We start from the raw sequence: 26,696 nt of genomic DNA on the forward strand, positions 1-26,696 counted from the left end.
CGCGCCCGAACCCGGCCGCGTCATTTCGGACCCTCGATCCAGATCACTCCCGCCATGCGTCCGGTCGGCGCGCCGCGGCGATGACTGAACAGCGTCTTGTCCTCGATGGTGCAGCGCGGGTCTTCCGCGATCGCCGCGACACCCGCCTCGGTGAGCTGCCTGCGAATGCCTGCGCGCAGATCCAGTCCCGGAGTGCCACGGACGGTGGTGGTCGCACTGCCGGGGAGGTGCTTGTCGACGTCGGCACGCATGGCGGCGGGGACCTCGTACTGCCTGCCCGAGGCGGCCGGACCGAGGAACGCACCGACGCGGTCGAGCCTGGCTCCGGCCGACACCATCGCGTCGAGCACGCGCGGAACGATGCCGATGCGCGCGCCGATCCGGCCCGCGTGCACGGCGGCGATGACGCCCGCCTCGTCGTCGGAGAGCAGGATCGGGACGCAGTCCGCGGTGAGCACGACGAGCGCCAGATTCGGCACGGTGGTGACGAGAGCGTCGGTGGCGGGCACCGGCTCGGTGCGCGGCCCGTCGACGATCTCGACGGCGCGCCCGTGGATCTGCTCCATCCACACCAGCCGGTCGGGGGTGAGGCCGATGCCCTCGGCGAGGCGGTCGCGGTTGCGGCGCACGGCCACCGGATCGTCGCCCACGTGGTCGCCGAGGTTGAACGAGTCGTAGGGCGGCGCGGAGAAGCCGCCCGCCCTGGTCGTCGTGACCCGTCGGACGGTGAGTGTGTGGGCAGCAGTCATGTCCCCGAGCCTAGTAGGCGAGCCGGGGCTCCGAAGGCCGCCGCCGCGGCTCGGACAACGAACCGCGAGCCGCACGTTCGGTGAATCATCCTGGAAGGTCGGCTGATTCGCGCCCGGGAGGACTCGCGGCACGGCACGCCGTGCGGCGAACCTCACCTCGGGCGACGGGGCTCGGCCCTCGTCCCGGCGCGATCCGGGACGATCGGGTCAGCGGCGCATGAAGGACGGCACGTCGACGTCGTCATCGTCGTCGCCGCCACCGTCCGGCGGCTGGATGTGCGAACGGCTGTTGTGCGAGACGGTCGGCTCGGCGAGGCGGGCGCGCTCGCTTTCCCGGTAGCTCGGCACGGCGCCGCGGGTCACGCTCGCGGAGGAGCCCGCCGTGGTGGACTCGGTGCTGCGCGTCGACCCGGTGATCTCGCTCGGCCTGCTCTGACTGAGTTCGCCCGCTCGCCCCGAGCCGATGGCGCCGCGCGTGGTCGCGGGGTCGAAGGTGCGCCGGGCGGGGCCGCCGCCGTCGAACCCGGCCGCGATGACGGTGACGCGCACTTCGTCACCGAGCGAATCGTCGATGACGGTACCGAAGATGATGTTGGCCTCGATGTGCGCGGCCTCCTGCACCAGCGAGGCGGCCTCGTTGATCTCGAACAGACCGAGGTCGGACCCGCCCGCGATGGAGAGCAGCACGCCGTGCGCGCCGTCCATCGACGCCTCGAGCAGCGGCGAGTTGATCGCCGCCTCGGCCGCCTTCACCGACCGGCCCTCGCCGCGCGCCGAGCCGATGCCCATGAGCGCGCTGCCCGCGCCGGACATGACGCTCTTGACGTCGGCGAAGTCGACGTTGATCAGGCCGGGGGTGGTGATCAGATCGGTGATGCCCTGGACACCGTTGAGCAGCACCTCGTCGGCGGAGCGGAAGGCGTCCATCAGGCTGACCGCCGCGTCGCCGAGCTGCAGCAGCCGGTCGTTCGGGATGACGATGAGGGTGTCGCAGGACTCGCGCAGCAGATTGATGCCCACCTCGGCCTGGTTGCCGCGGCGCTTGCCCTCGAACGAGAACGGCCGGGTGACCACGCCGATGGTCAGCGCGCCGAGCTTGCGCGCGATGCTCGCCACGACCGGCGCGCCGCCGGTGCCGGTGCCGCCGCCCTCGCCCGCCGTCACGAAGACCATGTCGGCGCCCTTGAGCACCTCTTCGATCTCGTCCTTGTGATCCTCGGCGGCCTTGCGGCCGACCTCGGGGTCAGCGCCCGCGCCGAGACCGCGGGTGAGCTCACGGCCGACGTCGAGCTTGACGTCGGCATCGCTCATCAGCAGCGCCTGCGCGTCGGTGTTGACCGCGATGAACTCGACTCCCTTGAGTCCCTGTTCGATCATCCGGTTGACGGCATTCACGCCGCCGCCGCCGATACCGACGACCTTGATCACCGCAAGGTAGTTGTGCGGGGGCGTCATGGGCTCTCGCCTTCCTTCGATCTAAAGCCTGTCATTTTCGGATTCAGGACATTTCGCTATGGGACACCCTCGGTCGTTTTGCCCGGGACCGTTTCACTCCACGATCCGCGGCCGGGCAAACCCTAAACCTCAACCACAGGGTTAGCGTTATGTCAAGTATCCGACTGGTGCGGAACGCTATTCGCAGCCGCCGCGATACGGGCGCAGGCGCGCCGACACGAGTAACAGAATCTTGTGTGATCCCTCTCGTTCGCCACTCCACACACCGTATGGTTGGACGGTTGCCCCCCGAGCCCCATCCCGGCGGCGGCCCTGCGCCTTCTGGCAGAGCGCCCCCGAAAATTCGCTGGGCACAATGGGTGTCGATCACTTTACCGTGACCAGATTCGGACTCGAAACGTCGAACACCGTTCCCTCCCGCGTCAACAGCGGCAACACCACGGCCGCCTTGCGTTCGGCATCGTTCGCACTGCCCCAGAGTACCGTGCGTCCGTCGTGCAGATTCAACGAGATATCCGAAATCGACCGTGCGACAACCTCGTCCACCTGGATATTGAGGGCGGGCGGCAACACGGTCAGCACCGCGACCGCGGCGCGGGTGACCGGATCGGCGCCGCCGGGCTGTTCGGTGATCAACTCGGCCACCCCGATGGGCGCGGCTTCGATGGCGAATTCGACGCTTTCGGCGTCCACCAGATGCGCGCCTTCCGGACTCTCGAAGTACAGCACCGGCGTCCGCTCCACCACGGTCACCCGGACGGTGGACGGATACACCCGCTGTACCCGCGCGGAGCGCACTTTCGGAATACTCGCCACCCGTCGTGCCATGGCGTCGGTATCGATGCGCAGCATCGAGCGGCCCGAGGGAATTTCGAGGCGCTCGCGCACCTGCTCTTCCTGCACCGCGGACAGACCATCGATATCGACGGTGCGCACCGAGAGCACAGGCGTGAACCAGAAGATCAACAGCGCGGCGGTGAACACGCACCCGCCGAGCAACCCCCACAGCCGCACCCGGCGCAGCCGGGCCGGACCGCCGGGCCGCCGCAGCAGATCGAGTCGATCGATCCAGCCCGCGGCCCGGCGCTCGCGCCGCTCACCCCCCGGCCGCATCGCGGCTCACCGCCCGTACTGGGGACGTGCTCGTAGCCCGTCGAGAATCTGGCTGCCGAGCATGGTGACGTCGCCCGCCCCCATGGTGATCACCACGTCGCCGGGCCGCGCGAGCCCGGCCACCTGACGGCCGACCCGCGACATATCCGGTTGGTAATGCACGGGTTTGGTGACGGACTGGGCCACCAGCGCGCCGTTCACGCCGGGCAGCGGCTTCTCGCGCGCGCCGTACACGTCGAGCACGACGACCTCGTCGGCCAGGCTCAGCGCCACGCCGAAGTCCTCCGCGAAGGTCGCGGTGCGGCTGTACAGGTGCGGCTGGAAGACCACGATCACCCGGCCCTGACGCGAGCGCGCTCCGTCGCGCGCCTCCTGCTGGACCAGTTCGGCCGCGGCGCCGAGCACCGCGCGCACCTCGGTGGGATGGTGCGCGTAGTCGTCGAAGACCCGCACGCCGTTCTCCCGGCCGACGAACTGGAACCGCCGGTGCACACCGCCGAAACCTTCCAGCCCCTGGACGATCTCGTCGACGTCGGCGCCCGCGGCCCGCGCGGCGAGCAGCGCGGCCAGCGCGTTGAGCGCCATATGCCTGCCCGGCACCGAGAGCCGCAGGGTGCGCGGCGCGGATTCGTCGGACAGCTGGAATTGAGCGAGCCCGCCCACGTCGCGCGGCTCCCAGCTGTGCAGCCGCACGCCGACCGGGACCAGCGCGTCGGCGAGTTCGCCGGAGCCGTAGCCGAGTACCCGGACGCCCTTGTCCGCCAAGCGGGGACCGACCCGCTCGGCCAGCGCTCGCGAGCCGGGATCGTCCAGGCACACCACCAGCAGTCCGCCCGCGCCGAGCCGGTCGGCGAAGTCGTCGAACACCTGCACGTAGGCGGCGTCGGAGCCGAAGAAGTCGAGGTGATCGGATTCGATGTTGGTGACCACCGCGACGTCGGGGTCGTATTGGAGCAGCGAGCCGTCGCTCTCGTCGGCCTCGGCCACGAAGGTGTCGCCGGTGCCGTGGTGGGCATTGGTGCCCGCCTCGTTCAGCTCACCGCCGACCGCGAAGGACGGATCGAGGCCGCAGTGCTGCAGCGAGACGATCAGCATCGAGGTCGTCGAGGTCTTGCCGTGGGTGCCCGACACGAGCAGGGTGCGGTGCCCCCGCATCAGCGAGGCCAGCACGGCGGGGCGGAGCAGCACCGGGATGTCGCGCCGATTCGCTTCCACCAGTTCGGGATTGGTCTTCGGGATGGCCGCGTAGGTGGTCACCACCGCGGTCGGGCCGCCGGGCAGCAGATCGAGCGCGCCCGCGTCGTGGCCGATGCGGACCTGCGCGCCGCGAGCCCGCAGCGCGAGCACGCCGCGGCTCTCCTTGGCGTCCGAACCCGACACCGCGCCGCCGCGGGAGAGCAGGATGCGGGCGATACCGGACATTCCGGCCCCGCCGATGCCGACCATGTGCACCCGCTCCAGTTCGGGCGGGAGCGCCGAACGCTCGTCGGTCATCGGCCGCGCCCCAATTCCACCACGATCCGCGCCACTTCGTCGGCGGCGTCGCGGTGACCGGCGCCAGACGCGGCGCGGCCCATCTCGGTCAGCCCTGCGGGGTCCATGAGCAGCGGTATCACCTCGTCGATCACGTACTTCGGGGACAGGTCGGCGTCGGGGACAATTCTGCCACCGCCCTGGGCTACCACGGGGCGGGCATTGAATTCCTGTTCGCCATTGCCGTGCGGCAGCGGCACGTAGAAGGCGGGCAGGCCGACGGCGGAGACTTCGGCGACCGTCATCGCGCCCGACCGGCACACCACCGCGTCGGCGGCGGCGTAGGCCAGATCCATCCTGGACAGATACGGCACCGCCACGTAGCGGGCCGCGCCGTCGCTCTCCGCGACCTCCACGGTGTTCTTCGGGCCGTGCGCGTGCAGCACCGAGATGCCCGCCGCCGCCAGCTGCGGCGCGGCGGCCGACACCGCCTCGTTCAGGCTGCGCGCGCCCTGCGAGCCGCCGAACACCAGCAGCACGGGTCCCTCGGCGGGCAGCCCGAAGTGCGCGCGGGCTTCGGCGCGCAGCGCGGCGCGGTCCAGCGTGGTGATGGCCGCGCGCACCGGAATGCCGACGACCTCCGCGTGCGGCAACCCGGAATCCGGCACCGCGGCGAGCACGCGCGCGGCGCGGCGGGCGCCCACCTTGTTCGCGATGCCTGCCTTGGCGTTGGCCTCGTGCACGACGACCGGCACCGCGCGCCTGCGCCGCAGCAACCCACGGCCCGCGGCCAAGTAGGCAGGCAACGCGACGTAGCCGCCGAAGCCGATGATCACGTCGGCCTGCACCGCGTCGACGACGGCCCGAGTCCTGGCCACCGCCGCGCGCACCCGGCCGGGCAGCCGCAGCAGATCCGCGGTCGGCTTGCGCGGCAACGGAACCGGCGGGATCAGCTCGAGCGGGTAACCGCGCTCGGGCACCAACCTGGTCTCCAGACCGCGTTCGGTGCCCAGCGCTGTCACCCGGATCGAATCGTCGAGGCGGCGCAGCGCATCGGCGACGGCCAGGGCCGGCTCGACGTGTCCTGCCGTGCCACCGCCCGCGACGATCACCGAGAGTCCGGATCCCTTCGCGGACCGCTGGGCTGGATTCGCAGCACGCTCGGGTCCCTCCGTGGTCACGCTGGGCTGTCTGCTCCGGGCCTGTTGCTCGCGCCGCGGTGCACTCACTTGGATCTTCCCCGTTCTCTGGCGTGTGGCATCGGATAGTTCGGCTCCCAGGCCCTGGTGGCACGCAGCGAACTGGTGCCCCTGCTCTCCGGCGAGCGGCGCCGAGCCGGTGCGCCGGATTGCCCGCGCCGCGGCTGCGCCTGGCGCGAGCGGTCGGATTGCCTGGGTCGTTCGGTTCGGGTCCGCTGCGCCGCGGCTTTGGCGGCGCTGCGCGCCCTGGCGGCCTCCGCCTTGGCGGGCGAGTAGACCTCGGGTTTGGGTAGTCGCAGCAGGCGGCTGAACCGCCCGTCCTGCCCGGCCTGCAACGCCGACACCGCCTCCGGCTCGTGCCGGGCGGCGTTGGCGATGACGCCGAACATCAACAGCGTGATGGCCAGCGAGGAGCCACCCGCCGAGACCAGCGGCAGCTGCAGACCGGTCACCGGGAGCAGGCCGACCACGTACCCGACGTTGATCAGCGCCTGCGCGGTGATCCAGGTGGTCGCCGTCGCGGTCAGCAGCCGCAGGAACGGGTCCACCGAACGGCTGGCGATGCGCAGGCCGGTGTAGACGAACAGCGCGAAAAGCCCGAGCACCAGCGCGCAACCGAGGAACCCGAGTTCCTCGCCGATGATGGCGAAGATGAAGTCGTTGTGCGAGTTCGGCAGATAGCTCCACTTGGCTCGGCTCTGCCCGAGCCCGCGGCCCCAGATGCCGCCGTCGGCCAGCGAGTACTGCGCCTGGCGCGCCTGGTAGCCGATGCCCTGCGGGTCCTCGCCGGGATTGAAGAAGGCGCGCATGCGATCCGAGCGGTAGCCCGCGGAGAGCGCGAGCACCCCCGCGGCGACGACGCCGGACACCGCGATGGTGACGAACAGCCGCACCGGCAGCCCGCCGAACCACAGCAGCGCGGCCAGCACGATGCCGAGCGCGATGGTGGTGGACAGGTTGGGCTCTAGCACCACGAGCAGACACACCAGCATGCCCGCCGGAACCAGCGGCACCAGAAGGTCTTTCAGCGTGGCCTTCTCCGAGCGGCGCGAGGCCAGCAGGTGCGCGCCCCACACCACGAACGTCACCTTGACGATCTCGGAGGGCTGCACCGACACCGGACCGAGGTCGAACCAGCGCCGCGAGCCCTGGACCTCGCTGCCGATGCCGGGAATGAGCACCAGCACCAGCGCGAGCACCGACGTCGCGAACATCGGGAACGACCACTGCCGCAGCCTGCGTATCGGAATGCGCAGCGCGAGATAGAACAGCACGCAGCCGAGCGCGGCGAACATGGCCTGCTGGACGAACAGCGAGTACGCCGAACCGCGCTCGGCATAGGCCTCGACGCTGGAGGCCGAGAGCACCATCACCAGCCCCAGCACGGTGAGCAGCGTCGCGATGGTGACGATCAGATGGAACGACGCGAGCGGGCGCGCCAGCCAGGCCACGAACCGGGCCGCGGGCGCCTGCGCGCCACGCGAGCCCTTCGGCTCGGTCTTGGCACCGCGCAGCCGCCGCGTCGTCTCCGTCATAGCTGCCGCCCGATGTCACCGTCTTCCAGCGTGTGCACCGCGGTGGCGAAACTGCGTCCGCGGTGGGTGTAGTCGGCGAACATGTCGAGGGATGCGGCCGCGGGAGCCAGCAGCACGGTGTCTCCCGCGCGGGCGAATCCGGCGGCGACGCGCACGGCCTGCGCCATGACCGCGTCGGCCTTGTCGGATCTGGACGGGTCGTCAGCCATCACAGCATCGTCCCCCGCGCGCACCTCGACGACGGGGACCTCGGGCGCGTGTCGCGCCAACGCGGCCGCGATCACCGGCGCGTCGGACCCGATCAGCACCGCCGCGACGAGCCGGTCGGCGACCTCCTCGACCAGGTCCTCCACACCCGCGCCCTTGAGCTGGCCGCCCGCGATCCAGATGACCTGCGAGTGCGCCAGGATCGAGGAGCGCGCGGCGTGCGGATTGGTGGCCTTGGAGTCGTCGACGAATTCGACGCCTGCCAGCTCGCGCACGAAGGCCGCCCGGTGCGGGCCGACCTTGTGGTCCTGCAGTCCCTCCTTGACGAACTGCGGCGCCACATCGATGGCCCTGGTCAGCGCGGCCGCGGCGAGCGCGTCGGCGATACCGGCGGGCCCCTGCGGGCTGATGTCGCCGACCTCGGCCAGGATCGCCGCCTTGGTGAACGCGCGGTCGAGCAGTTTGCCGTCCACCACGCCGAGCTCGCCGTCGGCGGGCACGCCGATGCGGAAGCCGACGGTGCGGCGGGCCTTGGAGCGACGGGCGAGCGAGGCAGCCACCGGATCGTCCAGACCGACCACGCCGACCCGGCCGACCAGCGCCCGAGCCTTGGCGGCCGCGTAGGCGTCGAGGCCGCCGTGCCAATCCAGGTGATCCTCGGCGACATTCAGCACCACACCCGCCTCCGGCCGGACCGAGGGCGCCCAATGCAGCTGGAACGAGGACAGTTCCACGGCGAGCACCTGCGGGCCGGGATTGCGGCGCAGCGCGTCCAGGATCGGGGTGCCGATATTGCCGCAGGCGACGCTGGCGATGCCCGCGGCGCGCAGGATCGAGTGGGTCATCTGGGTGGTGGTGGTCTTGCCGTTGGTGCCGGTCACCACCAGCCACTTGCGCACCGGGCCGTAGATCCTGGCCTGGTCGACCCACCAGGCGAATTCGACGTCGCCCCACACCGGGATGCCCTCGGTGACCGCGGAGACCAGCACCGGCGAGTCCGGCCGCCAGCCCGGGCTGGTGATGACCAGCGCGAAGCGGCTCAGGTCGGCGGATTCCAGATCCACGCAGGTGGCCACTTCCAGGCCGAGTTCGGCGGCCTCGGCGAGCGCCTTGGCACCCGCGTCGGTGACCACCGGATGCGCGCCGATATCGCGCAGCGGTTCCACCAGCGAGCGACCGGAGACGCCCCAGCCCGCGACGAGCACGTCACGGCCACGCAGGAATTCGAGCATGGGCCCCGGAGATCGAAGGGCCCGCGGAGAATGTTCGACCATCGCTAGTTCACCCGACCGCGGAGAGGTATTCGCTGTAGAACAGACCGAGGCCGACTGCCGAGGCCATGGCGGCCAAGAGCCAGAACCGAATGATCACAGTCGTCTCGGCCCATTTGCTGAGCTCGAAGTGGTGATGGAACGGCGCCATCTTGAACAATCGATTGCGGGTGGTGCGGAAGACCGCCACCTGCAACACCACGGACACGCCCTCGGCCACGAACAGGGCGCCCATCACGATCATGAGCAACTCGGTCCTGGTGGTGATGGAGATGCCTGCGAGCAGACCGCCGAGCGCCAGCGATCCGGTGTCGCCCATGAAGATCTTGGCGGGCGCGGCGTTCCACCACAGGAAGCCGATGCACGCCGCGGCGCCTGCCGCGCAGACCAGCGCCAGGTCCAGCGGGTCGCGCACGTTGTAGCAACCGGTCTCGGGCTTGGTCGCGCACGCGTGGTAGTACTGCCAGAACGTGATGATCACGTAGCCGCCGAGCACCAGGCTCATCGATCCCGCGGCCAGTCCGTCCAGGCCGTCGGTGAGGTTCACGACGTTGGACCACGCCACGACCACGAAGCAGACGAACGCCAGAAAGATGATCACCCCGGCCGACACCGTGTTGATGTCGCGCACATAGGACAGGTGGCGGCTGGCGGGCGTCAGGCCGTTCTCGCCGCGGAACTGGAGCGCGAGCACACCGAAGATCACCGCCGAGGTGAGCTGCCCGATGTACTTGCCCGCGGCGGTGAGGCCGAGATTGCGCTGCTTGCGCAGCTTGATGAAGTCGTCGGTGAAGCCGACCGCGCCCAGCGCCGTGGCCAATCCGAGGACGAGCATGCCCGACGCGGTCGGCCCCTCGGCGTCGTAGCCGATGCCGATCAGGTGCGAGCCGAGGTAACCGGCCCACATACCGATCAGGATGGCGACCCCGCCCATGGTCGGCGTGCCGCGCTTGGCTTGGTGGCTGGCCGGGCCGTCGACCCGGATCTCCTGACCGAAGCCCTGCTTGGCGAAGAACTGGATCAGCAGCGGAGTCAACAGAATCGACACCGCGAGGGCGATCGCCGCCGCGAACAGAATCTGCCTCACGCCAGCACCTCGCTGACGCTCGCCGCCGCCGTTCGGCCGATGGCCGCTGTGCCCATGGCTCGCTCGCTCCGCTCGCTCACGCCAGCACCTCGCTGACGCTCGCCGCCGCCGTTCGGCCGATGGCCGCTGTGCCCATGGCTCGCTCGCTCCGCTCGCTCACGCCAGCACCTCGCTGACGCTCGGCACCGTCGTACGGCCGATGGCCGTTGTCCCCATGGCTCGCTCGCTCCGCTCGCTCACTGCCCTGCCTCCGCGCTGCCGTCGCGCCCCGCGGCACGTTCCGCGCCGGTCAAGTGTTCGGCGACCGCCCAGAGGCCGACCGACTTCGACGCCTTGACCAGCACCACATCGCCCGCCTCGACCTCGTCGTCGAGCAGCGCGATGGCCGCGCCGATATCGGGCACGAGGACCGACTCCTCGCCCCATGAGCCTTCCATCACCGCTCCCTGGTGCATCGCGCGGGAGGGCCTTCCGGTGCCGACGACGATGAGGCGATCCACGTCGAGGCGCACCGCGAGCCTGCCGATGCCGTCGTGCTCGAGCACGGATTCCTCGCCGAGCTCGGCCATTTCGCCCAGCACGGCCCAGCTGCGCCGCGGCGTCTCGCCGGCGCGCGACATCGTCACCAGCGCCTTGAGCGCGGCGCGCACCGAGTCGGGGTTGGCGTTGTAGGAGTCGTTGACGACGGTGACGCCGTCGGCGGTGGTGCGCACGTCCATCCGGCGCTCCGAGACCCGCTGGGCGCCCGAGAGCGCCTGCGCGATCGTGGCCAGATCGGCGCCGCAGGCCAGTGCGACCGCGGCGGCGGAGAGCGCGTTGCCCACGTGGTGCTCGCCGTGCACGGCCAGCTGGATCGGCGTGCTGCCCGCCGGGGTGTGCAGCGTGAAGTGGGCGCGCGCCTCGGCGTCGAGGCGCACGTCGGTGGCCCTGATGTCGGCATTGCCCGCCTGGCCGACCAGCACCACCTTGGCGCGCGTGCGTGCGGCCATCGCCGCCACCTGCGGGTCGTCGGCGTTGAGCACGGCGAGACCGGTCGCGGGCAGCGCCTCGACGAGTTCGCCCTTGGTCTGCGCGATGGCCTCGCGGCTGCCGAACTCGCCGAGATGTGCCGTGCCGACATTGAGCACGACGCCGATGCTCGGCGGCGCCACCGCGGCGAGCGCCGCGATGTGGCCGGGCCCGCGCGCGGAGAGCTCCAGCACCAGGAAGCGCGTCTTCTCGTCGGCGCGCAGCGCGGTCCATGGATGACCGAGTTCGTTGTTGAACGATCCGGGCGGCGCGACGACCGGGCCGAGCGGCTCGAGCACCGCGGCCAGCAGATCCTTGGTCGAGGTCTTGCCGGAGGACCCGGTGACCCCGACGACAGTCAGGCCACCGGCCGCGGTGTCCGATTGGCGGCGCTCGCGGGCCCCTCCGTGGTCACGCTCCGCTACCGCCTCCGGGGCCGTCGCTCCCGCCGCGGTGAGCCGTTCGACGCTGGCGCGGGCCAGTGCGGCCAACGCGGCCAGCACCGCGGCGCCGGAGCCGTCCGAATCATGGATCAGCGCAACGGAAGTCGCGGGCACCGTGCCCGGGCTCGGGGTCACCACGATGGCGGGCACACCGACCGGGCGCGCGGCGAGCACCGCCGCCGCGCCCGCGGCCACCGCGGCCGCCGCGTATTCGTGTCCGTCGGCCCGCTCGCCCGGCAGGGCGAGGAACAGATCACCGGAACCGATTCGGCGCGAATCGAATTCCACCGAACCGGTCACTCGCACCTCCGGGTCGGGGACGTCGTGCAGCGTGCCGCCGACGACGTCCGCGATCTCCCGCAGTGTCATCTCGATCATGAAACCGTCAAGTCCTCCGCGTCCGTCCCGTACGGACTTCGCTGTGCTCGCTGAACATGCTGTGCCGCCTGAAAGTTCATGCCCGCGCCTCCGCGGCCACCTTGCGCGACAAGGCGTCCGCCACGACATCGCGGTCGTCGAATGGATGTTTCACGCCCTGGATCTCCTGGCCCGCTTCGTGGCCCTTGCCCGCGATCAGCACCGCGTCGCCGGGCCTGGCCCAGTCCACCGCGGCGGCGATGGCCGCGGCGCGGTCGCCTATCTCGCGGACCTCGCCGCGCTCGTCGGCGGGCACGGCCAGCGCGCCCCCGGCGATCGCCGCCCGGATCTCGGCGGGCGCCTCGGAGCGCGGGTTGTCGTCGGTGATGATCAGCAGGTCCGCTCCCCTGGCCGCGACCTCGCCCATCAACGGTCGCTTGCCCGCGTCGCGGTCGCCGCCCGCACCGACCACCACGGCCAACCGACCGGGCGCGACCGGATTGTCGGCGGCCAGGTGGACGCGCAGCGTGGCGATCACCGATTCCAGCGCGGCCGGCTTGTGGGCGTAGTCCACCACCGCGAGGAAGTCCTGACCGCGCTCGACGCGCTGCATCCGGCCCGGCACGTCGACGGAGCCCAGCGCGGGCGCGGCCACGGCGGGATCGACGCCCGCCGCGGCGCACACGGCCACCGCGAGCAGCGCGTTGGCGACGTTGTAGCGGCCGGGAAGACGCAGCCGCACATCGACATTCGCGTCCGGCCCGGCGGCGGTGAACCGCTGCTCGCCGCCGTGCGCGGCGACCGCGCCCGCCACGTGCCAGTCCGCGGGCCCGGTGGTCGCGACGGTGGTCGGCGCGGCCAAGCTCGCGGCGAGGCGGCGGCCCCAGTCGTCGTCGACGCAGATCACCGAGGTACGGGCGGAGACGGCCGACGCCGGGTCGAAAAGCCTGCGCTTGGCGCCGAAGTAGTCCTCGAAATCGGCGTGGAAGTCGAGGTGATCCTGAGACAGGTTGGTGAACGCGCCCACCGCGAAGCGCACGCCGTCGACCCGGCCGAGCGCCAGCGCGTGGCTGGACACCTCCATCACCACCGCGTCCACGCCCTGCTCGACCATGAGCGCGAACATCGCGTGCAGCTGCGGCGCCTCGGGGGTGGTCAGCGCGCTCGGCACCCGGCGGCCGCCGATCCTGGTCTCGATGGTGCCGATCAGCGCCGTCGACAGGCCGCCCGCGGCCAGCCCGGCCTCCACCAGATACGAGGTCGTGGTCTTGCCCGAGGTGCCGGTGATGCCGACGATGCGCAGCCGCTCCGACGGGTTGCCGTACAGCGCCGCGGAGAGCTCGCCGAGCACCTCGCGCGGCCGCTCGCGCACCAGTACCGGCACGCCGAGCTCCCCGGCCAGCCGCGCGCCCTCGGCGTCGGTGAACACGGCCACCGCGCCGCGGGCGACGGCATCGCCTGCGAAGCGCGCGCCGTGCGACTGCGAGCCGGGCAGCGCGGCGAACAGATCGCCGGGACGCACCGCGTTCGAACGTTGCTCGATCCCGGTGACCACCAGATCGCCGGGCACCGTCGCCGACGGGCGGGCGCCGGTCAGCTCCAGCACGGTGGTCAGCGGTGTCGACGGCGGGTCGACCGGCCGCAACACGGGCTGGCTGGACTGCGCGGGCACCTCGCTCCTCTCGGACAGGGCATGTGTGGACAGCACGGACTATGGTGACGAGTCAGGTTACCGACGCGGACTCATCGGCGAACAACGCGCCTCGGTGTTGCCGCGCCGGAGCGCGGAAATACGACGATTCGACAAGCCGGAATCACACACCAGCCTGCAGGACGAACTTCTGCGCCGGTGCGGTCGTCGGCGGTATTCGATCACGCTGCAGCGCCCACGACGCGATGTTGTGGAACAGCGGCGCGGCCGACTGGCCGCCGGTGCCGTCGGAGCTGCGCACCGGGTTGTCGAGCATCATGCCGATCACGTACCGCGGGTTGTCGGCGGGCGCCATGCCCGCGAAGGTGATCCAGTAGCTGTCGCTGGAGTAGCACTTGCAGTCCGGATCGATCTTCTGCGCGGTGCCCGTCTTGCCTGCGATCCGGTAGCCCTCGATCGCGGCGGGCCAGCCGGTGCCGTTCTGTTCGGCGTTCATCGGATCGCGCTGCACCACCGCCTGGAACATGTGGCGCAACGTCTGCGCGGTCTGCGGGCTCACCACCCGGATGCCGTCCGGCTGCGGCTCCTCGGTGCGGGTGCCGTCCGGTGCGATCTTGGCCTTCACGATGCGCGGCGGGACACGCAGGCCATCGTTGGCGATGGCCTGGTACATTCCCGTCATCTGCAAGGTGGACATCGAAAGACCCTGTCCGATGGGCAGATTGGCGAAAGTGCCGCCGGACCACTGGTCGCGCGACGGCACCTGCCCCGCGGACTCGCCCGGCAGTCCGACACCGGTGCGCTGGCCGAGACCGAAGCGGTGCAGCATGTCCGCGTAGCGGTCCTCGCCGACGCGCTGGGCGAGCATCAGGGTGCCGACGTTGGACGACTTCGCGAAGATGCCGGTGGTCGTGTAGGGCGCGACATCGTGGTTCCACGCGTCGCCGACCGTGACGCCCGCCATCCGGATCGAGCCGGGCACCTGGTGCACCTCGTCGGGAGTGGTGAGCCCGTATTCGATGGCCGCGGCCGCGGTGACGATCTTGTTCACCGAGCCGGGTTCGAACGGGTCGCTCACCGACGGGTTGCTGGTCTTGGCCGAGCCCCAGTTCTGCGGGCCCAGCGTCGGATTGAAGGTGCTGTCGTTGGCCATGGCGAGCACTTGGCCTGTCCTGGCGTCCAGCACCACGGCCGAGGCGCCCTGCGCGCCGGACTGCTGCCTGGCCTGCTGCACCTGCTGCTGCACGTAATACTGCAGGTCGGAGTCGAGGGTGAGTTCCACGCCGTTGCCGTTCACGGCGGGCTGCTTGTCGCGCCAGCTGCCGGGAATGACGGCGCCGTCCGAACCGCGGTCGTAGGTGTGCGAGCCGTCGGTACCCGCGAGCACCGAGTCCAGCGAGGATTCCAGGCCGATCAGGCCGTGCCCGTCCCATCCGGTCGCGCCGATCATATTGGCTGCCAGCGATCCGCCCGGGTATTCGCGCACGTCCTGGCGCTCGGCGCCGACCTCGGGGAACTCCACGGTGATCTCGGCGGCGATCCGCGAGTCCACATTGCGCGCCAGATAGACGAAGGTCTCTTCGCTGCGCAGCTTGGCGAGCAGTTCCGCCTCGGTGGGCGCCTTGTTGCCGAGCTTGTCGTGGATCTTCTTCGCGATCGCCCGCAGCCGCTCGTCCGGATCGGGCGCCTTGGTGCTCTCGGCGCGGGCGGCCTCGAGAGTCTTGCGCACCTGGACGGGTTGGAAGTGCAGCGATTTGGCGGACACCGTGAAGGCCAGCGATTTGCCGTTGCGGTCGGTGATCGGGCCGCGGGTGGCCTCGTCGGTCAGCCGGACGATGCGCTGGCTGGCCGCCTGCGCGGACAGGCCCGGCGCCGAAATGCTCTGGATCCACAGCAATTGGAGCGCGACGACGGCCAGCGCGACCAGCATGACGATCCGGCCGACCCCCAGCCGCAACCGCACCGGGCGCTCGGCGGCCGTGCGCGATCTCGCGGTCCCTGATGCCACCGGCCCGCGCCGCTTGCGCTGCGCGGGCCTGGTCTGGGTCATCGGATGCCTCCCTGCTGATCGCGCGGCTCGGGTGGCGGCGGCGCCACCTGCTCCCCGGGTGGCGCGGTCTGCTGGTCGGCGGGAATTTGCGCCACCGGCTGCGGTGCGGCGGGGTTCTGTGCTGCTTCGGGTCCCGGTGCCTGCCCAGCTGGTCCTTGCGCTTGTGCCGCGGAATCAGTTGCCTCCACCGGATTCTGGGCGGCGGGTCGCGGCGTCTCGGCGGGCGACGGGACCGGGGAAGGCGGCGCGGCGGGCATCGGGCTCGCCTGCGTGCTGTTGGCCTGCGTTCCATTGGACTGAGCGCCATTTGCCGGAGCGCCATTGGCCTGCTCGGCGGCAGACCTGCCCGCAGGCGGCGTGATCGAGACCGGCACGACGTGCTCGCCCTGCGCCTGCGCGTGCCCTGGCCGCGTGGTCGAGGGCTTGGGCGGCACGTTCAACGGCGGCGCAGGCGCGCCCCGCGCGGGAGCCTCCGTGCCGATCACCGTCACCGTGCCGTCCGGCTCGATCACCAGCCGGGCCGGGTCCTTCGCCGGGATCATGCCCAGTTCGCGGGCGCGCGCCGCGAGTTCGGGCGCCGAATCGGCGGCCTCGACCTCGCGCTGCAGCCCGGCGCGCTCCTCGGAGAGCTTCCTGTTGAGCTCCCTGGCGTCGCTGAGCTGGTAACTGTCCTCGGCCGCCCGGGTGGTGAGCAGCAGGGTGAGCGCGAGACCGCAGCCGAGCATCGCGATGATCGCCGCGACGAACGGGATCCGCGCGGCCATCACCGACCTGCGAGTCGGCAACAGCGCGGTGTCGGTCCGCTGTTCGGCGCGCGTCTTGCGCTTCGCGTAAGCGCGCTGCGCCGCACCGGATTTCACCCGGTCGGCAGCTTGCACCCGACGAGCGACCCGACCTGGCGACTCGACCGTACGCGTTCGGATACTCATGGTGTCGTCGCCTCCTCTGTTCCGCAAGAACACCCCCACCCCGTCGACGTCGTGCGATCCGCGACGATCGGGCCGCGCGCGGCGGCTCCGGTCGTGGACCGACGTCCGATGAGCACGACGGCAGCCGAGCTGCTGCTCGATGTCGTCACACTCATCCCTTCTCCTGAATCCGTTCGGCCGCCCGCATGCGCACCGGCGCGGCCCGCGGGTTCTCTTCCACTTCCCGCTCGGTCGCCTTCTCGGCGCCGCGGGTGAGCATCCGGAATTCCGGTCCCATGCCCGGCAGTTCGACCGGTAGGTCCACCGGGGTGCGAGAGGCGATCCGCGGCGCCAGCTCCTGCTTGACGACCCGGTCCTCCAGCGACTGGTAGGACATGATCACGATCCGGCCGCCCAGCCGCAGCGCGTCGAACGCGGCGGGCAGCGCGGCGCGCAGCGAGTCGAGCTCGCCGTTGACCTCCACCCGCAGCGCCTGGAAGGTGCGCTTGGCGGGATGCCCGCCGGTCCGCCTGGTGGCGGCCGGGATGGTGGCGTAGAGCAGTTCGACGAGCTCGGCGCTCGTGGTGAACGGCCGCTGCTGACGACGGCGCACCACCTCCGAGGCGATCTTGCCCGCGAAGCGCTCCTCCCCGTAGGTCTTCAGCACCCTGGCGAGCTCGCCGTGGCTGTAGGTGTTGAGCACGTCGGCGGCGGTGATCCCGGTCGTCGGATCCATCCGCATGTCCAGCGGGGCGTCGACGGAGTAGGCGAAGCCGCGCTCGGCCTCGTCCAGCTGCATCGACGAAACGCCGAGATCCATCAGGATGCCGCTCACCGAACCCACCGGATCCAGCCCCGCCTGTGTCAGCGCGTCGGCGATGCCGTCATAGGTGGTGTGCACCAACGTGATTCGGTCGGCGAAGGGACGCAGCCGCTCTCCGGCCAAGCGGAGCGCGTTCGTGTCCCTGTCGAGCCCGACCAGTCGCAGCTCCGGATAGGTGCGCAGGAAATGCTCGGCGTGGCCGCCGAGACCGAGAGTGGCGTCGACGTAGACGGCGCCCGGCTCGGTGAGCGCCGGGCCGAGCAGTTCGTCGGCGCGGCCGAGCAGAACCGGAACATGCCGGGGGCCGTGCTGTTCACGGTTCACCCTCGACCTCCCGGATTCTCGCGTCGTCGCTTGCACCGGACGGGCGATCGCCTCGGTGGCCGAACGTTCGACCATCGCACACGGGTCGCCTTGTTCCACAGTGCTTTTGGTAAAAGAAGCTGCTGTCGAAGACGAATGCCCCGTGGTCTCTGACCGAACTACGGCACCTGGCGTCGGGGAAGTACGCCAGGGTCCGCGTCCGGGCAGAGGCCGCGTGGCACTCGTCCGCTCGGGCTAGAAGATTCCGCCCAGCGACTCGTCTCTCGCTTGCGCGTAATCCTCCTCGTGCTCGGCGAGGTAGGACTCCCACGCCTGCTTGTCCCATATCTCGAGGAAGTCGACCGAGCCGATCACCACGCAATCCCGGTCCAGGTTCGCGTAGCGCCGATGATCGGCCGACAACGTGATGCGGCCCTGTGCGTCCGGACGCTGTTCATCGGTTCCGGCCGCGAGTGCCCTGACGAATGCGCGGGCCTGCGGATTGCTGCGAGACGCGGCCGCGGCTCGCCGAGCGAGCGCGGTGAACTCTTCCTTGGGGTACACGGCAAGGCTGTGGTCCTGACCCTTCGTGACCATCAACCCTCCCGCCAGATCGTCTCGAAACTTCGCAGGCAACGTGAGTCGCCCTTTGTCATCCAGCCGAGGTGTGTAGGTACCGAGAAACAACTCGATACCTCCCTACCGGATCACCTCTCTGGATGGCCTCTCCTGTAGTGCGCGCTCCACATTACCCCACTTTCCCCCACTTTCAATCGAAAGTGGAGGTGATCTCGCTCCCCGCCGAGACGATTTCGCAGGTCATCCCAGCTATCACCGGGTGGGGAACTTTTTGCGTGTTCTGCCGACACGCGGGCATCGGCGCGTCGAGGCCCGAAAACATCCAGCAAACCGCCCTGGTAGCCAAGGCCCTCGAGGTGGAAGGGGGTGGTTCTGGGGGAAGGTGGGGAACGCCGTGGGGAGACGTGGGGACCGACCCATCGGGGTGAAAGCCCCGGAAACGCGAGCAGGCGACGCCGGACCAGTAAGTGGTGCGGCGTCGCCTGCCGTGATGAAGATTTCGGGTTACAGCCGAGCTACTCCTGCTCGAACCGTCTCCGGAAGCGATCCTCCATGCGTTCGGAGAAACCACCGGACTTGCGCTGACGCCCAGGTCCGCTCGATCCGCCACCGCCCGGCCCGCTGGTGGACGCCTCGCCGGAACGCGCGCCACGGGCGGCGCTCTTGGAGGTGCCGATCAGCAGAAGCACGCCGGCGCCGAACATGACGATGAATCCGATCAGGCTGATGATCGGAAAGCCACCAGGCTTCACCGGAGCGGCGATACCGGCGACCAGTAGAAACAGACCGAGGACGAACAAGGCCGCGGCCTGGAGTCTGCGACGACTCGAGGTCGAGCGAAGGCGTCCGCCGCGGACGGACGAGGCGAACTTCGGATCCTCAGCATAGAGCGCGCTCTCGATCTGTTCGAGCATGCGCTGCTCGTGCTCGGAGAGTGGCACGGTACCTCCCCCGGCACTAGGACGTGGCTTGTCGCCTCCGGGTAGGCGACAGATAGCCGACCTTGGCGGCTATCTGTCACCAATGATACGAGTTCGATCAGGGCCGTACCACCTTCTCGGTGATAACTAAGCGGTCATGCCTCCGCTCCATCCCGGCGCGGGCCGCAACCGCGCGGCCGAATTGACCAGATCTTCCACGTCGTGCAGGAATGCTCCCACCCGCGAAGAGAACTCGTCGGCCTGCTGCTCGTCGACTTCGCGGTCCAATCCGGCCTCCAGCGCGGCGCGCAATTCGGAGCGGGCGCTGAAGTAGTCGGCCCACATGACGAACTCGGGCGCGGCGCGCTGCAGCAGCACCCAGGCGTTGCGCGAGCGGGCGCGCGGCGCCGCGTCGGCGCCGGTGAACGCGAGCACCGCGCCCGCGCCGCGCAGCGCCGCCAGATACGCGGTGCGAAAGCGCTCCCTCGGGTCGGTCTCCCCCGCCGCCTGCAGCAGCAGTCCGTCGGCCTTCTTCAGCAGTTTCCCCGCCTTGCCGGGCTGCCCCGGCTGCTCGATCCGACTCATCGGCACGTCCCTCCGCACTCGTACACCCACCGGTCCCGTGCACCGCGCGGACCGAACAGGTATTCGAACGTTTGAATTGAGCTTGAATATAAAGACGCCCACCGACAACTTTCCGCGTCCGCGCGGTCCGACGAGAGCCATGACAGCCGTCAAGCCACACCACTCCCCCGCACCCGCACCCGTCGTCGTCGACCTCTCGGTCGCGGACCTGCGCTACCGGCTGCACGACGCGCTAGCGGTCTATGTCGCCGCGATGGACTATCCGCGCGGCACCGAGAATCACCGCGCTCCGATGTGGACCGAGCACACCACCCGTGCGGGCTGGCAGGCGGTCGCGGCGCTGCTGCCCGACGAGGACGGCCGCGTCGACCTGCGCACCTCGCCCATCGTCGCCATCGCCTACGGCTATCACGGCGCGCCGCACCAGTGGTGGCACCAACAGGTGCACAGCGGGATGCGCCGCTCCGGCTGGCCGGAACACTCTACGCGCGAACTGCTTTCGGACTACTTCGAGCTGACCGAGCTGCACGTGCACCCGAGCGCGCAAGGTCGGGGCATCGGCGCGATCCTGCTGCGCAGGCTGCTCCAGAACCGGACGGAGAGCGCGGTGCTGCTCTCCACACCCGAGGTGGCGGGTGAGGGGAACCGCGCGTGGCGGCTCTATCGCCGCGAGGGATTCGCCGACGTCATCCGGCATTTCGTGTTCGCGGGCGACAACCGGCCGTTCGCGATCCTCGGCAGGCGGCTGCCGCTGTGAGCGGACACGACCTCGGCGCGGCGAGCGCGACGCATGCGGACGGCGGCGGAGCGCGACCGTGCACGTCGTAGTCGTCGGTTCCGGGCACAATGCGCTGGTGGCGGCCTGCTACCTGGCGCGCGACGGACACCGGGTCGAGGTGCTGGAACGGGACGAGGTGCTCGGCGGCGCGGTGTCGACGGTCGAGCGGTTCCCCGGACACCTGGTGGACCGAGGCTCCTCGGCGCACATCATGATCCGGCACACGGGGATCGTCGAAGAGCTCGAGCTGGAGCGTTTCGGACTCCGTTATATCGATTGCGATCCCTGGGGCTTCACCCCCGCCGATGCCGAAGGTCGCGCGCCGCTCGTGTTCCATCGCGATCTCGACGCGACCTGCGCGTCCATCGCCGAGGCGTGCGGTACGGCCGACGCCGAGGCGTACCGGCGGTTCGTGGCGGTGTGGGGTCCGCGCAGCGCACGGGTGATGCGCGCGTTCGGCGGCGCGCCGGGGCCCGGGCATCTGCTGCGCTCGTTCTGGGGATTGGATGCCGCGGACGGCGGCAGCGCGCTGTCCAGGGAGTTCCTCCAGTCCGGGGACGCATTGCTCGACGCCTGGTTTCGCGACGAACGGCTCAAAGCGTCGCTGGCCTGGTTCGGCGCGCAGTCCGGTCCGCCGATGTCGGAACCGGGAACGGCCCCGATGGTCGGCTTCGCGGCGCTGATGCACACGCTGCCGCCGGGGCGGGCGGTCGGCGGCAGCGGCGCGTTGAGCGCGGCGCTGGTCGCGCGGCTGCGCGCCGACGGCGGGACGGTGACCGCCGGTGACGCGGTCACCTCGATCGCGCGCGCCGGCGAGGGCTGGCTGGTGCGCACCGCGTCCGGGCGCGGTCTGCGCGCCGACGCGGTGATCGCGGGCGCGCACGTGCTCACCACGCTCGACCTGCTGCGCGCGGGCGGCTTCGACGGCGCCGCACTGGACGACTGGCAGCGGCGCATCCGGGTCGGGCCCGGCATCGGCATGGTGGTGCGGGTCGCGACGAGCGCGTTGCCCGGCTACCACGGGGCCTCGGCGAAGGAATCCGCGCGCGGCCTGCAATTCCTGGTCTCCGACCGCGCCCAGCTGCGGCGCGCGCACGGCGCCGCGCTGGCAGGCGACCTGCCGCCGCGGCCGGTGGTACTGGCGATGAGTTTCAGCGCGCTCGATCCGAGCATCGCCCCGCCCGGCGAGCACCAGCTGTCGCTGTGGGCGCAGTGGCATCCCTATCGGCTGGCCGACGGCAGCGACTGGGCGGAGCACGCCGAGCGCGAGGGCGACCGGATCATCGCCGAAGTCGAGTCCTACGCACCGGGTTTCGCGTCCAGTGTGCGTCAGCGGTTCGTGCAGACGCCGGTCGACCTGGAGCGGGAGATGGGGCTGCGCGGCGGCAATGTCATGCACGTCGAGATGTCGCTGGACCAGATGATGCTGTGGCGGCCGCTGCCCGAGCTCTCGGGTCAGCGGGTGCCCGGTGCGCCCGGCCTGTATCTGACGGGCGCGTCCACCCATCCCGGCGGCGGCGTCGCCGGCGCGAGCGGGCGCACCGCGGCACGGCTCGCCCTCCGCGACGCCAGGCGCAGGCGATTCCCCTTCCCGCGCAGACGATGACGGCCTCCGGGATGCGGACGCGGGAACACCGAACGCGCGCGCGGCGGGCGTGGTCGCGGGTGCGGTCGGTGCGCCACCCCGCGCCGGTGCTGCTCGCGGTCTTGCTCGTGCTCGCCCAGATCGGTTATCCGCTCACCGACGGCGCGGCGCGGGACCGGATCACCCTGGTGATCGTGCTGCTCTCCGCGGGCACGGCGCTCGCGCACGCCGCCGCCACCCGCGGCACCCGTTACGCGATGGGCTTTCTGGTGATCGTCTCCGGCGTCGGCCTGCTCGCGGAGATGCTCGGCGTGGCGACCGGTATCCCGTTCGGCTGCTACGAGTACGCCGAGGACCGGATCGGGCCCGCCCTCGCGGGCGTGCCCCTGCTGGTGCCGTTGGCCTGGACCGGCGGGATGTATCCGGTGTGGATCGTGGCGGGCATCGTGACCAGGCGGACCTCGGTGCGGGTCGCACTGACCACGATCGGCGCCGTGGGCTGGGACCTGTACCTCGATCCGCAGATGGTCGCCGACGGCCAATGGACCTGGTGCGACACCGATTCCGGGCTGCCAGGCCTGGCCGACATCCCGCTCACCAACTACCTCGGCTGGTGCTGCGTCGGCCTGCTGATGGCGCTGCTGCTCGCGGTCTGGGATCGCGCCGCTCCTGCGCCGACCCGGGCGCGTTCCGCCGCCTCCCTGGCCGTTCCCGTCGCGGTGTTCCTCTGGACCTGGCTCGGTTCCCTCGTCGCCCACGCGGTCTTCCTCGATCTGCCGTCCTCGGCCTGGTACGGCGCCCTCGGGATGAGTCCCCTGGGGGTGCCGCTGCTGATCCACCTGGCCCGGCATCGGTCCCGGCACGAGCAATTAGGCCCGCACGAGTAACAACCTGCACGAGCAATGAGCCGGCGCCGTTCGGGATTCGTGGGCGCGGCGACGGCCGGAGCAGGTCAGGCGAGCGCGGCGAGCAGGCGGCGGGTGCGCGCGGTCATCGCCTCCGCGGTCTCGCCAGGGTTCCGCAACCACCAGCCGACCAGCGCCGTCACGGTTCCCATCCACACGGCCGCGAACGCGGACAGATCGTCGGGATCGGTGATCCCGCGACCGGCCAGGAAGGCGGCGACCCCGCGATTGGCCTGCTCGGCGATGCGGCGCCGGGCGGCGCGGGCCGCGTCGGCGGCGGGCCCCTCGTCCGGGTGCGATCGGTCGAAGACGACGTGCCAATCGTGCGGGCGCGGCTCGAGCGCACCGAAGATGCCCGCCAGCGTGCGTTCGGCCAGCTCCAGCGTGGCGGGGCCGTCGATCGCGGCATCGATCGCGTCGCCGAGCGTCGTCGCCGCCCGTCGCACGCACGCCACGTACAGGCCGTCCTTCGTGTCGAAGTAGGCGTACACCAGCGGCTTGGAGACTCCCGCCTTGGCGGCCACCACCGCGGGCGACAGACCCGCGTAGCCGACCCGGCTGATCTCGGCGGCCGCGACGTCGAGGATCTGCGCCTCACGCTCGGCGCGTGGCACTCCCTTGGTTCCAGCGGATCCCGCCACGACCGTTCCCACCTTCCCCGAGCGCTGTCGACGCCCACTCGCAGAGCAAAATTTACCAAACAGTCAATTGTTCGAGCTCGGCTCGGCGGCGAGCGGCCGGATACGGAGCGAGCACGTATGACCGGGCGGGGCGCGCTGCGGCGCCGCGCCGGAAGGTGCGGCGTGCCGTCGTGTCGCGGCTGCCGCGTGGCGATTCGGGCGTTCGGCCTGGCACGATGTGAGCCGTGCAACCGAGTCCCGCCATCCCGATGCCCGATGTCCCGGATCGACCGACCCGGCGCGCGCCACGCACCCGGGTGCGGGTAGCCGCGGCCGTGCTGCTCGCGGCGCTGTTGGCTCCGGCGCTGGCCGGGTGCCTGCGGGTGCAGGCATCGATGGGCGTGTCGTCCAACGATCGGGTGTCCGGGCGGATCGTGGCCGCCGTGGTGCCCGCGGGGCCCGACGACAAGGGACCGCAGCTCAAAGCGCCCGAGACGCTGGCGGCGAAGATCCGCGTCGAGCCTTACAGCCAGGACGGGTACGTGGGCAGCAAGGTCTTCTTCGAGGACCTCTCCTTCGGCGAGGTGCAGCAGCTCGGCATGCTGTCCGAGCAGACGCAGGGCATGTTCCAGCTGCAATTCCAGCGCAGCGGCGACCTGGTCAGCCTGAACGGGCGCGTCGACCTGAAATCCGTTCCGCCGCACGGCTCCGACGTGCAGTTCACCGTCGCCTTCCCGGCCAGGGTGGCCAAGACCAACGGCAACCGCGAAGGCGATTCCACCGTCTCGTGGAAGCTGCCGCCGGGCGATGTGTCCACGGTGCGCGCCGAGGTGAGCTATGCCGACCCGAACACCCGCTCCTTCGCGGGCTGGGCGGGCATCGTCGGCGGCATCACCCTCGCGGTCGCGGCGATCGTCGCCGCCATGGCGTACATGGACCGCAACCCGGCCGCGCCCGAGGTGCCCGAGCACCAGTTCTCCTGGCGGCGTTGGTGGCAGTCGGTCAAGCAGTTGCGCTGAGCGGACGGGTGGGTGCGGCCGTCGCGCTCGCGGGATGCGGAATCGCGGCGGTCAATCGGTTCTCGATGCCGCGCCTGGACGCCGAAGCCGCAGCGGCCGAACCGGTCACCGTCTGCGTGCCCGCTCGTGACGAGGCGCAGCGGCTGCCCGCGCTGATCGCCGACCTGCGCGCCCAGACCGGGGTGCCGGACCTGCGGGTGCTGATCCTCGACGACGGCTCCACCGACGACACGGCGGCCGTCGCCAGCGCAGCGATCGCGGGCGATCCCCGATTCGAGGTGATCCGCTCGGAATCCGATCCGCCGCCGGGCTGGACCGGCAAGGCCGCGGCGTGCGCCCGCCTCGCCGAACTCGCCGACGCGCCGATCCTGGTCTTCCTCGACGCCGATGTGCGGCTGGCCCCGCGAGCCGTCGCGGCGGCGGCGCGCGCGGTCCGCGATCGGCGCGCGGCCTTGATCTCCCCGTGGCCCGCCCAGCGGGCCGAGACCGTCGCCGAGGCGCTCGTGCAGCCGCTGCTCTGCTGGTCCTGGGCGTCGACGCTGCCGATCGTGCTGGGCAACCGCGGCCACCGCCCCTCGACGGCCGTCGCCTGCGGCCAGTTCCTCGCCTTCGACACCGACGCCTACCGCGCCGTCGGCGGTCACGCCGCGGTAGCGGGCAGCCCCACCGAGGATCTCGACATCGCCCGCGCCCTGCGCCGCGCGGGTCGCACCACCCATCTCGTCGCCGCGGGACCGCTCGCGCGCACCCGCATGTATCGCGGCGCGGACGAGGTCGAGGCGGGCTACACACGCTGGCTCTGGTCCGCCTACGGCGGTTCCGGCTCGGCCGCCGCGGCCGTGGGAACGGTACTGGCCCTTGGCTATTGGTTTCCCCCGCTGGCTGCACTTCTCGGCAGCGGAGCGACGCGCCGGGCCGGAGCGCTCGGCTACGCCGCCGCCGTCACCGGCCGCCTGCTGGCCCGCTCGCTCGAATCCGGTGGCCCCCTCCGTCTTTCCGACGTATGCGCGGCGGCGGCGCACCCCTTCTCCATCGCCGCGTACCAGCGCCTCGTCCTGCGATCGCATCGCGCCCGACGCCGGGGCGCGCTGCGCTGGAAGGGCCGCGCGCTGGTCGACGCGGGCTGAACACACGACACCGGCCCGGTCCGAGGACCGAGCCGGTGTCCGGTGAACAGGTGTGCCGCCAGGCTTTACGGCACCGAGGTGATGCCGACCGTCGGCAGGAAGAAGCAGGTGCGATCGCCGTTGTCGACGCTGCCGAAGACCGCGGCGAGGACGGTGCCCTTGCCGGTGTCGACGGGGACCGCGCGGATACCGCCGACGGGAAGGGCGGCGAAGAAGAAGTCCTGGATGGCGCGTTCGGTCTGCGCGCGCAGCTCGACGGGGACCGCGGCGGGGACCATGGTGCGGAAGATGTCGGCGAGCGGGCCCATCTGGGTGATGCCGCTGCGTCCGTTGCTCACGTTCAGCCAGGCCACCTGCATGCCCGCGGTGTTGCGGCTCTCCGCGCCGAGGCCGTAGGGCACGAAGGTGAACATGGTCTGACCGGACTTCACCGCCGTGAGATCCAGGCCGGGAATGGAGACGGTGGTCTTGGGCCAGGGGCCCGGCATCGCACCGGCAACGGCGGGCACCATACCGAAAGTGCTGCCGTTGCCGCAGAAGGCGGCGGCGGTCGGATACAGGAACGGCTCCATGCCGAAGCCGCGCAGCGCCTCGACGGTGGACTGATAGGCGCCGAGCAGATCGCCGGGCGCGGCTGCCTGCTGTTTGCCGGGCAGTTCGGCCGAGGCCGCAGGGGCGGCGGGCGCGGGGGCGGGCGCCGCCACGGCGGGGGCGCAAACGCCGAAGGCCAGCGCGACCGAGCCGGTCGCGGCGGCGGTGAGAGTGGTGAAGCGGCGCAACAAAGTCACAGCGGTGCTCCTCATCGTCGGCACGGTGAGGACACCGTACTCCGGCAAACTCGCTCAGCAGCCGTTTCACGAATTGGCAAGCTTTCGGCGCGTCGGCTTGCGCTGGGGTGTCGGCTTGCGCTGGAGCGTTGGCTTGCGCTGGAGGCGTCGCGACGACA

Annotated in this window: 23 protein-coding genes; 5 read left to right on the top strand and 18 right to left on the bottom strand. The window is 71.0% G+C overall.

The window, feature by feature from the left end:
* Positions 1-20 precede the first annotated feature (20 nt).
* From pgeF to AC3EO7_RS18705, 16 genes are all read right to left on the bottom strand, one after another.
* Positions 21-749 (bottom strand): peptidoglycan editing factor PgeF, encoded by a 729-nt coding sequence (gene pgeF, locus AC3EO7_RS18630; protein WP_435591903.1) that lies wholly within the window; start codon positions 747-749, stop codon positions 21-23.
* 207 nt (positions 750-956) lie between these two features.
* A complete protein-coding gene (gene ftsZ, locus AC3EO7_RS18635) occupies positions 957-2,204 on the bottom strand; it encodes a cell division protein FtsZ (protein ID WP_435591904.1) in 1,248 nt (415 codons plus the stop codon).
* Positions 2,205-2,570: 366 nt separating this feature from the next.
* Positions 2,571-3,317 (bottom strand): cell division protein FtsQ/DivIB, encoded by a 747-nt coding sequence (locus AC3EO7_RS18640; protein ID WP_431972182.1) that lies wholly within the window; start codon positions 3,315-3,317, stop codon positions 2,571-2,573.
* Positions 3,318-3,323: 6 nt separating this feature from the next.
* Positions 3,324-4,811, bottom strand: a complete 1,488-nt coding sequence (gene murC, locus AC3EO7_RS18645) for a UDP-N-acetylmuramate--L-alanine ligase (protein ID WP_431972181.1) — start codon at positions 4,809-4,811, stop codon at positions 3,324-3,326.
* A complete protein-coding gene (gene murG, locus AC3EO7_RS18650; RefSeq protein WP_431972180.1) occupies positions 4,808-5,971 on the bottom strand; it encodes an undecaprenyldiphospho-muramoylpentapeptide beta-N-acetylglucosaminyltransferase in 1,164 nt (387 codons plus the stop codon). Before murG ends, murC begins: the two co-directional genes overlap by 4 nt.
* 44 nt (positions 5,972-6,015) lie before the next feature.
* Positions 6,016-7,524, bottom strand: coding sequence for a putative lipid II flippase FtsW (gene ftsW, locus AC3EO7_RS18655; RefSeq protein ID WP_431972179.1), 1,509 nt, complete (start codon positions 7,522-7,524; stop codon positions 6,016-6,018).
* Positions 7,521-8,963 carry a UDP-N-acetylmuramoyl-L-alanine--D-glutamate ligase gene (gene murD / locus AC3EO7_RS18660; protein ID WP_431972178.1) on the bottom strand — a complete coding sequence of 481 codons (1,443 nt, stop codon included), beginning with the start codon at positions 8,961-8,963 and terminating at the stop codon, positions 7,521-7,523. Before murD ends, ftsW begins: the two co-directional genes overlap by 4 nt.
* Before the next feature lie 49 nt (positions 8,964-9,012).
* On the bottom strand, positions 9,013-10,089 hold the full coding sequence (mraY, locus tag AC3EO7_RS18665; RefSeq protein ID WP_357453617.1) for a phospho-N-acetylmuramoyl-pentapeptide-transferase: 1,077 nt from the start codon (positions 10,087-10,089) through the stop codon (positions 9,013-9,015).
* Positions 10,090-10,325: 236 nt separating this feature from the next.
* A complete protein-coding gene (locus AC3EO7_RS18670; protein WP_435591905.1) occupies positions 10,326-11,918 on the bottom strand; it encodes a UDP-N-acetylmuramoyl-tripeptide--D-alanyl-D-alanine ligase in 1,593 nt (530 codons plus the stop codon).
* 76 nt (positions 11,919-11,994) lie between these two features.
* Positions 11,995-13,569, bottom strand: coding sequence for a UDP-N-acetylmuramoyl-L-alanyl-D-glutamate--2,6-diaminopimelate ligase (locus AC3EO7_RS18675; protein ID WP_431972176.1), 1,575 nt, complete (start codon positions 13,567-13,569; stop codon positions 11,995-11,997).
* A 142-nt stretch (positions 13,570-13,711) separates the two neighbouring features.
* On the bottom strand, positions 13,712-15,598 hold the full coding sequence (locus AC3EO7_RS18680) for a peptidoglycan D,D-transpeptidase FtsI family protein (protein WP_435591906.1): 1,887 nt from the start codon (positions 15,596-15,598) through the stop codon (positions 13,712-13,714).
* Entirely contained in the window at positions 15,595-16,527 is a 933-nt protein-coding gene (gene ftsL / locus AC3EO7_RS18685; RefSeq protein WP_435591907.1) for a cell division protein FtsL, read from the bottom strand. The genes AC3EO7_RS18680 and ftsL overlap by 4 nt, the downstream gene beginning before the upstream one ends.
* A 151-nt stretch (positions 16,528-16,678) precedes the next feature.
* Positions 16,679-17,653 (bottom strand): 16S rRNA (cytosine(1402)-N(4))-methyltransferase RsmH, encoded by a 975-nt coding sequence (gene rsmH / locus AC3EO7_RS18690; RefSeq protein WP_431963526.1) that lies wholly within the window; start codon positions 17,651-17,653, stop codon positions 16,679-16,681.
* 234 nt (positions 17,654-17,887) lie between these two features.
* Positions 17,888-18,319, bottom strand: a complete 432-nt coding sequence (gene mraZ, locus AC3EO7_RS18695; RefSeq protein WP_067785767.1) for a division/cell wall cluster transcriptional repressor MraZ — start codon at positions 18,317-18,319, stop codon at positions 17,888-17,890.
* 407 nt (positions 18,320-18,726) lie between these two features.
* A complete protein-coding gene (locus AC3EO7_RS18700) occupies positions 18,727-19,152 on the bottom strand; it encodes a DUF3040 domain-containing protein (RefSeq protein ID WP_431963523.1) in 426 nt (141 codons plus the stop codon).
* A 126-nt stretch (positions 19,153-19,278) separates the two neighbouring features.
* Entirely contained in the window at positions 19,279-19,716 is a 438-nt protein-coding gene (locus AC3EO7_RS18705; protein WP_431963521.1) for an SAV_6107 family HEPN domain-containing protein, read from the bottom strand.
* Positions 19,717-19,855: 139 nt separating this feature from the next.
* Between AC3EO7_RS18705 and AC3EO7_RS18710 the strand changes: the two genes are divergently transcribed.
* From AC3EO7_RS18710 to AC3EO7_RS18720, 3 genes are all read left to right on the top strand, one after another.
* Positions 19,856-20,473 carry a GNAT family N-acetyltransferase gene (locus AC3EO7_RS18710; RefSeq protein ID WP_431963519.1) on the top strand — a complete coding sequence of 206 codons (618 nt, stop codon included), beginning with the start codon at positions 19,856-19,858 and terminating at the stop codon, positions 20,471-20,473.
* A 58-nt stretch (positions 20,474-20,531) separates the two neighbouring features.
* A complete protein-coding gene (locus AC3EO7_RS18715) occupies positions 20,532-22,100 on the top strand; it encodes a phytoene desaturase family protein (protein WP_435591908.1) in 1,569 nt (522 codons plus the stop codon).
* A 68-nt stretch (positions 22,101-22,168) separates the two neighbouring features.
* Entirely contained in the window at positions 22,169-22,966 is a 798-nt protein-coding gene (locus tag AC3EO7_RS18720; protein WP_435591909.1) for a carotenoid biosynthesis protein, read from the top strand.
* 65 nt (positions 22,967-23,031) lie between these two features.
* On the opposite strand, the gene AC3EO7_RS18725 is transcribed toward AC3EO7_RS18720, so the two are convergent.
* Complete coding sequence (locus AC3EO7_RS18725; protein ID WP_435591910.1) at positions 23,032-23,625, bottom strand: TetR/AcrR family transcriptional regulator; 594 nt, start codon at positions 23,623-23,625, stop codon at positions 23,032-23,034.
* 248 nt (positions 23,626-23,873) lie between these two features.
* Here AC3EO7_RS18725 and AC3EO7_RS18730 point away from each other — a divergent pair, with 248 nt between their 5' ends.
* Both AC3EO7_RS18730 and AC3EO7_RS18735 read left to right on the top strand, forming a co-directional pair.
* A complete protein-coding gene (locus AC3EO7_RS18730; protein WP_431963612.1) occupies positions 23,874-24,623 on the top strand; it encodes an LppM family (lipo)protein in 750 nt (249 codons plus the stop codon).
* A gap of 65 nt (positions 24,624-24,688) precedes the next feature.
* Entirely contained in the window at positions 24,689-25,750 is a 1,062-nt protein-coding gene (locus AC3EO7_RS18735) for a glycosyltransferase family 2 protein (protein WP_435591971.1), read from the top strand.
* A 65-nt stretch (positions 25,751-25,815) separates the two neighbouring features.
* On the opposite strand, the gene AC3EO7_RS18740 is transcribed toward AC3EO7_RS18735, so the two are convergent.
* On the bottom strand, positions 25,816-26,553 hold the full coding sequence (locus AC3EO7_RS18740) for a hypothetical protein (protein WP_431963511.1): 738 nt from the start codon (positions 26,551-26,553) through the stop codon (positions 25,816-25,818).
* Positions 26,554-26,696: the final 143 nt, after the last annotated feature.

This window comes from Nocardia sp. bgisy118 (assembly GCF_057708605.1).

Bases quoted from the DNA above. Each gene is read 5' to 3' on its own strand.
- ftsZ (WP_435591904.1), bottom strand. From the start codon at position 2,204: ATGACGCCCCCGCACAACTACCTTGCGGTGATCAAGGTCGTCGGTATC.
- AC3EO7_RS18705 (WP_431963521.1), bottom strand. From the start codon at position 19,716: ATGAGTCGGATCGAGCAGCCGGGGCAGCCCGGCAAGGCGGGGAAACTG.
- pgeF (WP_435591903.1), bottom strand. From the start codon at position 749: ATGACTGCTGCCCACACACTCACCGTCCGACGGGTCACGACGACCAGG.
- murC (WP_431972181.1), bottom strand. From the start codon at position 4,811: ATGACCGACGAGCGTTCGGCGCTCCCGCCCGAACTGGAGCGGGTGCAC.
- ftsL (WP_435591907.1), bottom strand. From the start codon at position 16,527: ATGAGTATCCGAACGCGTACGGTCGAGTCGCCAGGTCGGGTCGCTCGT.
- AC3EO7_RS18710 (WP_431963519.1), top strand. From the start codon at position 19,856: ATGACAGCCGTCAAGCCACACCACTCCCCCGCACCCGCACCCGTCGTC.
- AC3EO7_RS18640 (WP_431972182.1), bottom strand. From the start codon at position 3,317: ATGCGGCCGGGGGGTGAGCGGCGCGAGCGCCGGGCCGCGGGCTGGATC.
- AC3EO7_RS18740 (WP_431963511.1), bottom strand. From the start codon at position 26,553: ATGAGGAGCACCGCTGTGACTTTGTTGCGCCGCTTCACCACTCTCACC.
- AC3EO7_RS18680 (WP_435591906.1), bottom strand. From the start codon at position 15,598: ATGACCCAGACCAGGCCCGCGCAGCGCAAGCGGCGCGGGCCGGTGGCA.
- murD (WP_431972178.1), bottom strand. From the start codon at position 8,963: ATGCTCGAATTCCTGCGTGGCCGTGACGTGCTCGTCGCGGGCTGGGGC.
- AC3EO7_RS18735 (WP_435591971.1), top strand. From the start codon at position 24,689: ATGCCGCGCCTGGACGCCGAAGCCGCAGCGGCCGAACCGGTCACCGTC.
- AC3EO7_RS18730 (WP_431963612.1), top strand. From the start codon at position 23,874: ATGCCCGATGTCCCGGATCGACCGACCCGGCGCGCGCCACGCACCCGG.
- ftsW (WP_431972179.1), bottom strand. From the start codon at position 7,524: ATGACGGAGACGACGCGGCGGCTGCGCGGTGCCAAGACCGAGCCGAAG.
- AC3EO7_RS18670 (WP_435591905.1), bottom strand. From the start codon at position 11,918: ATGATCGAGATGACACTGCGGGAGATCGCGGACGTCGTCGGCGGCACG.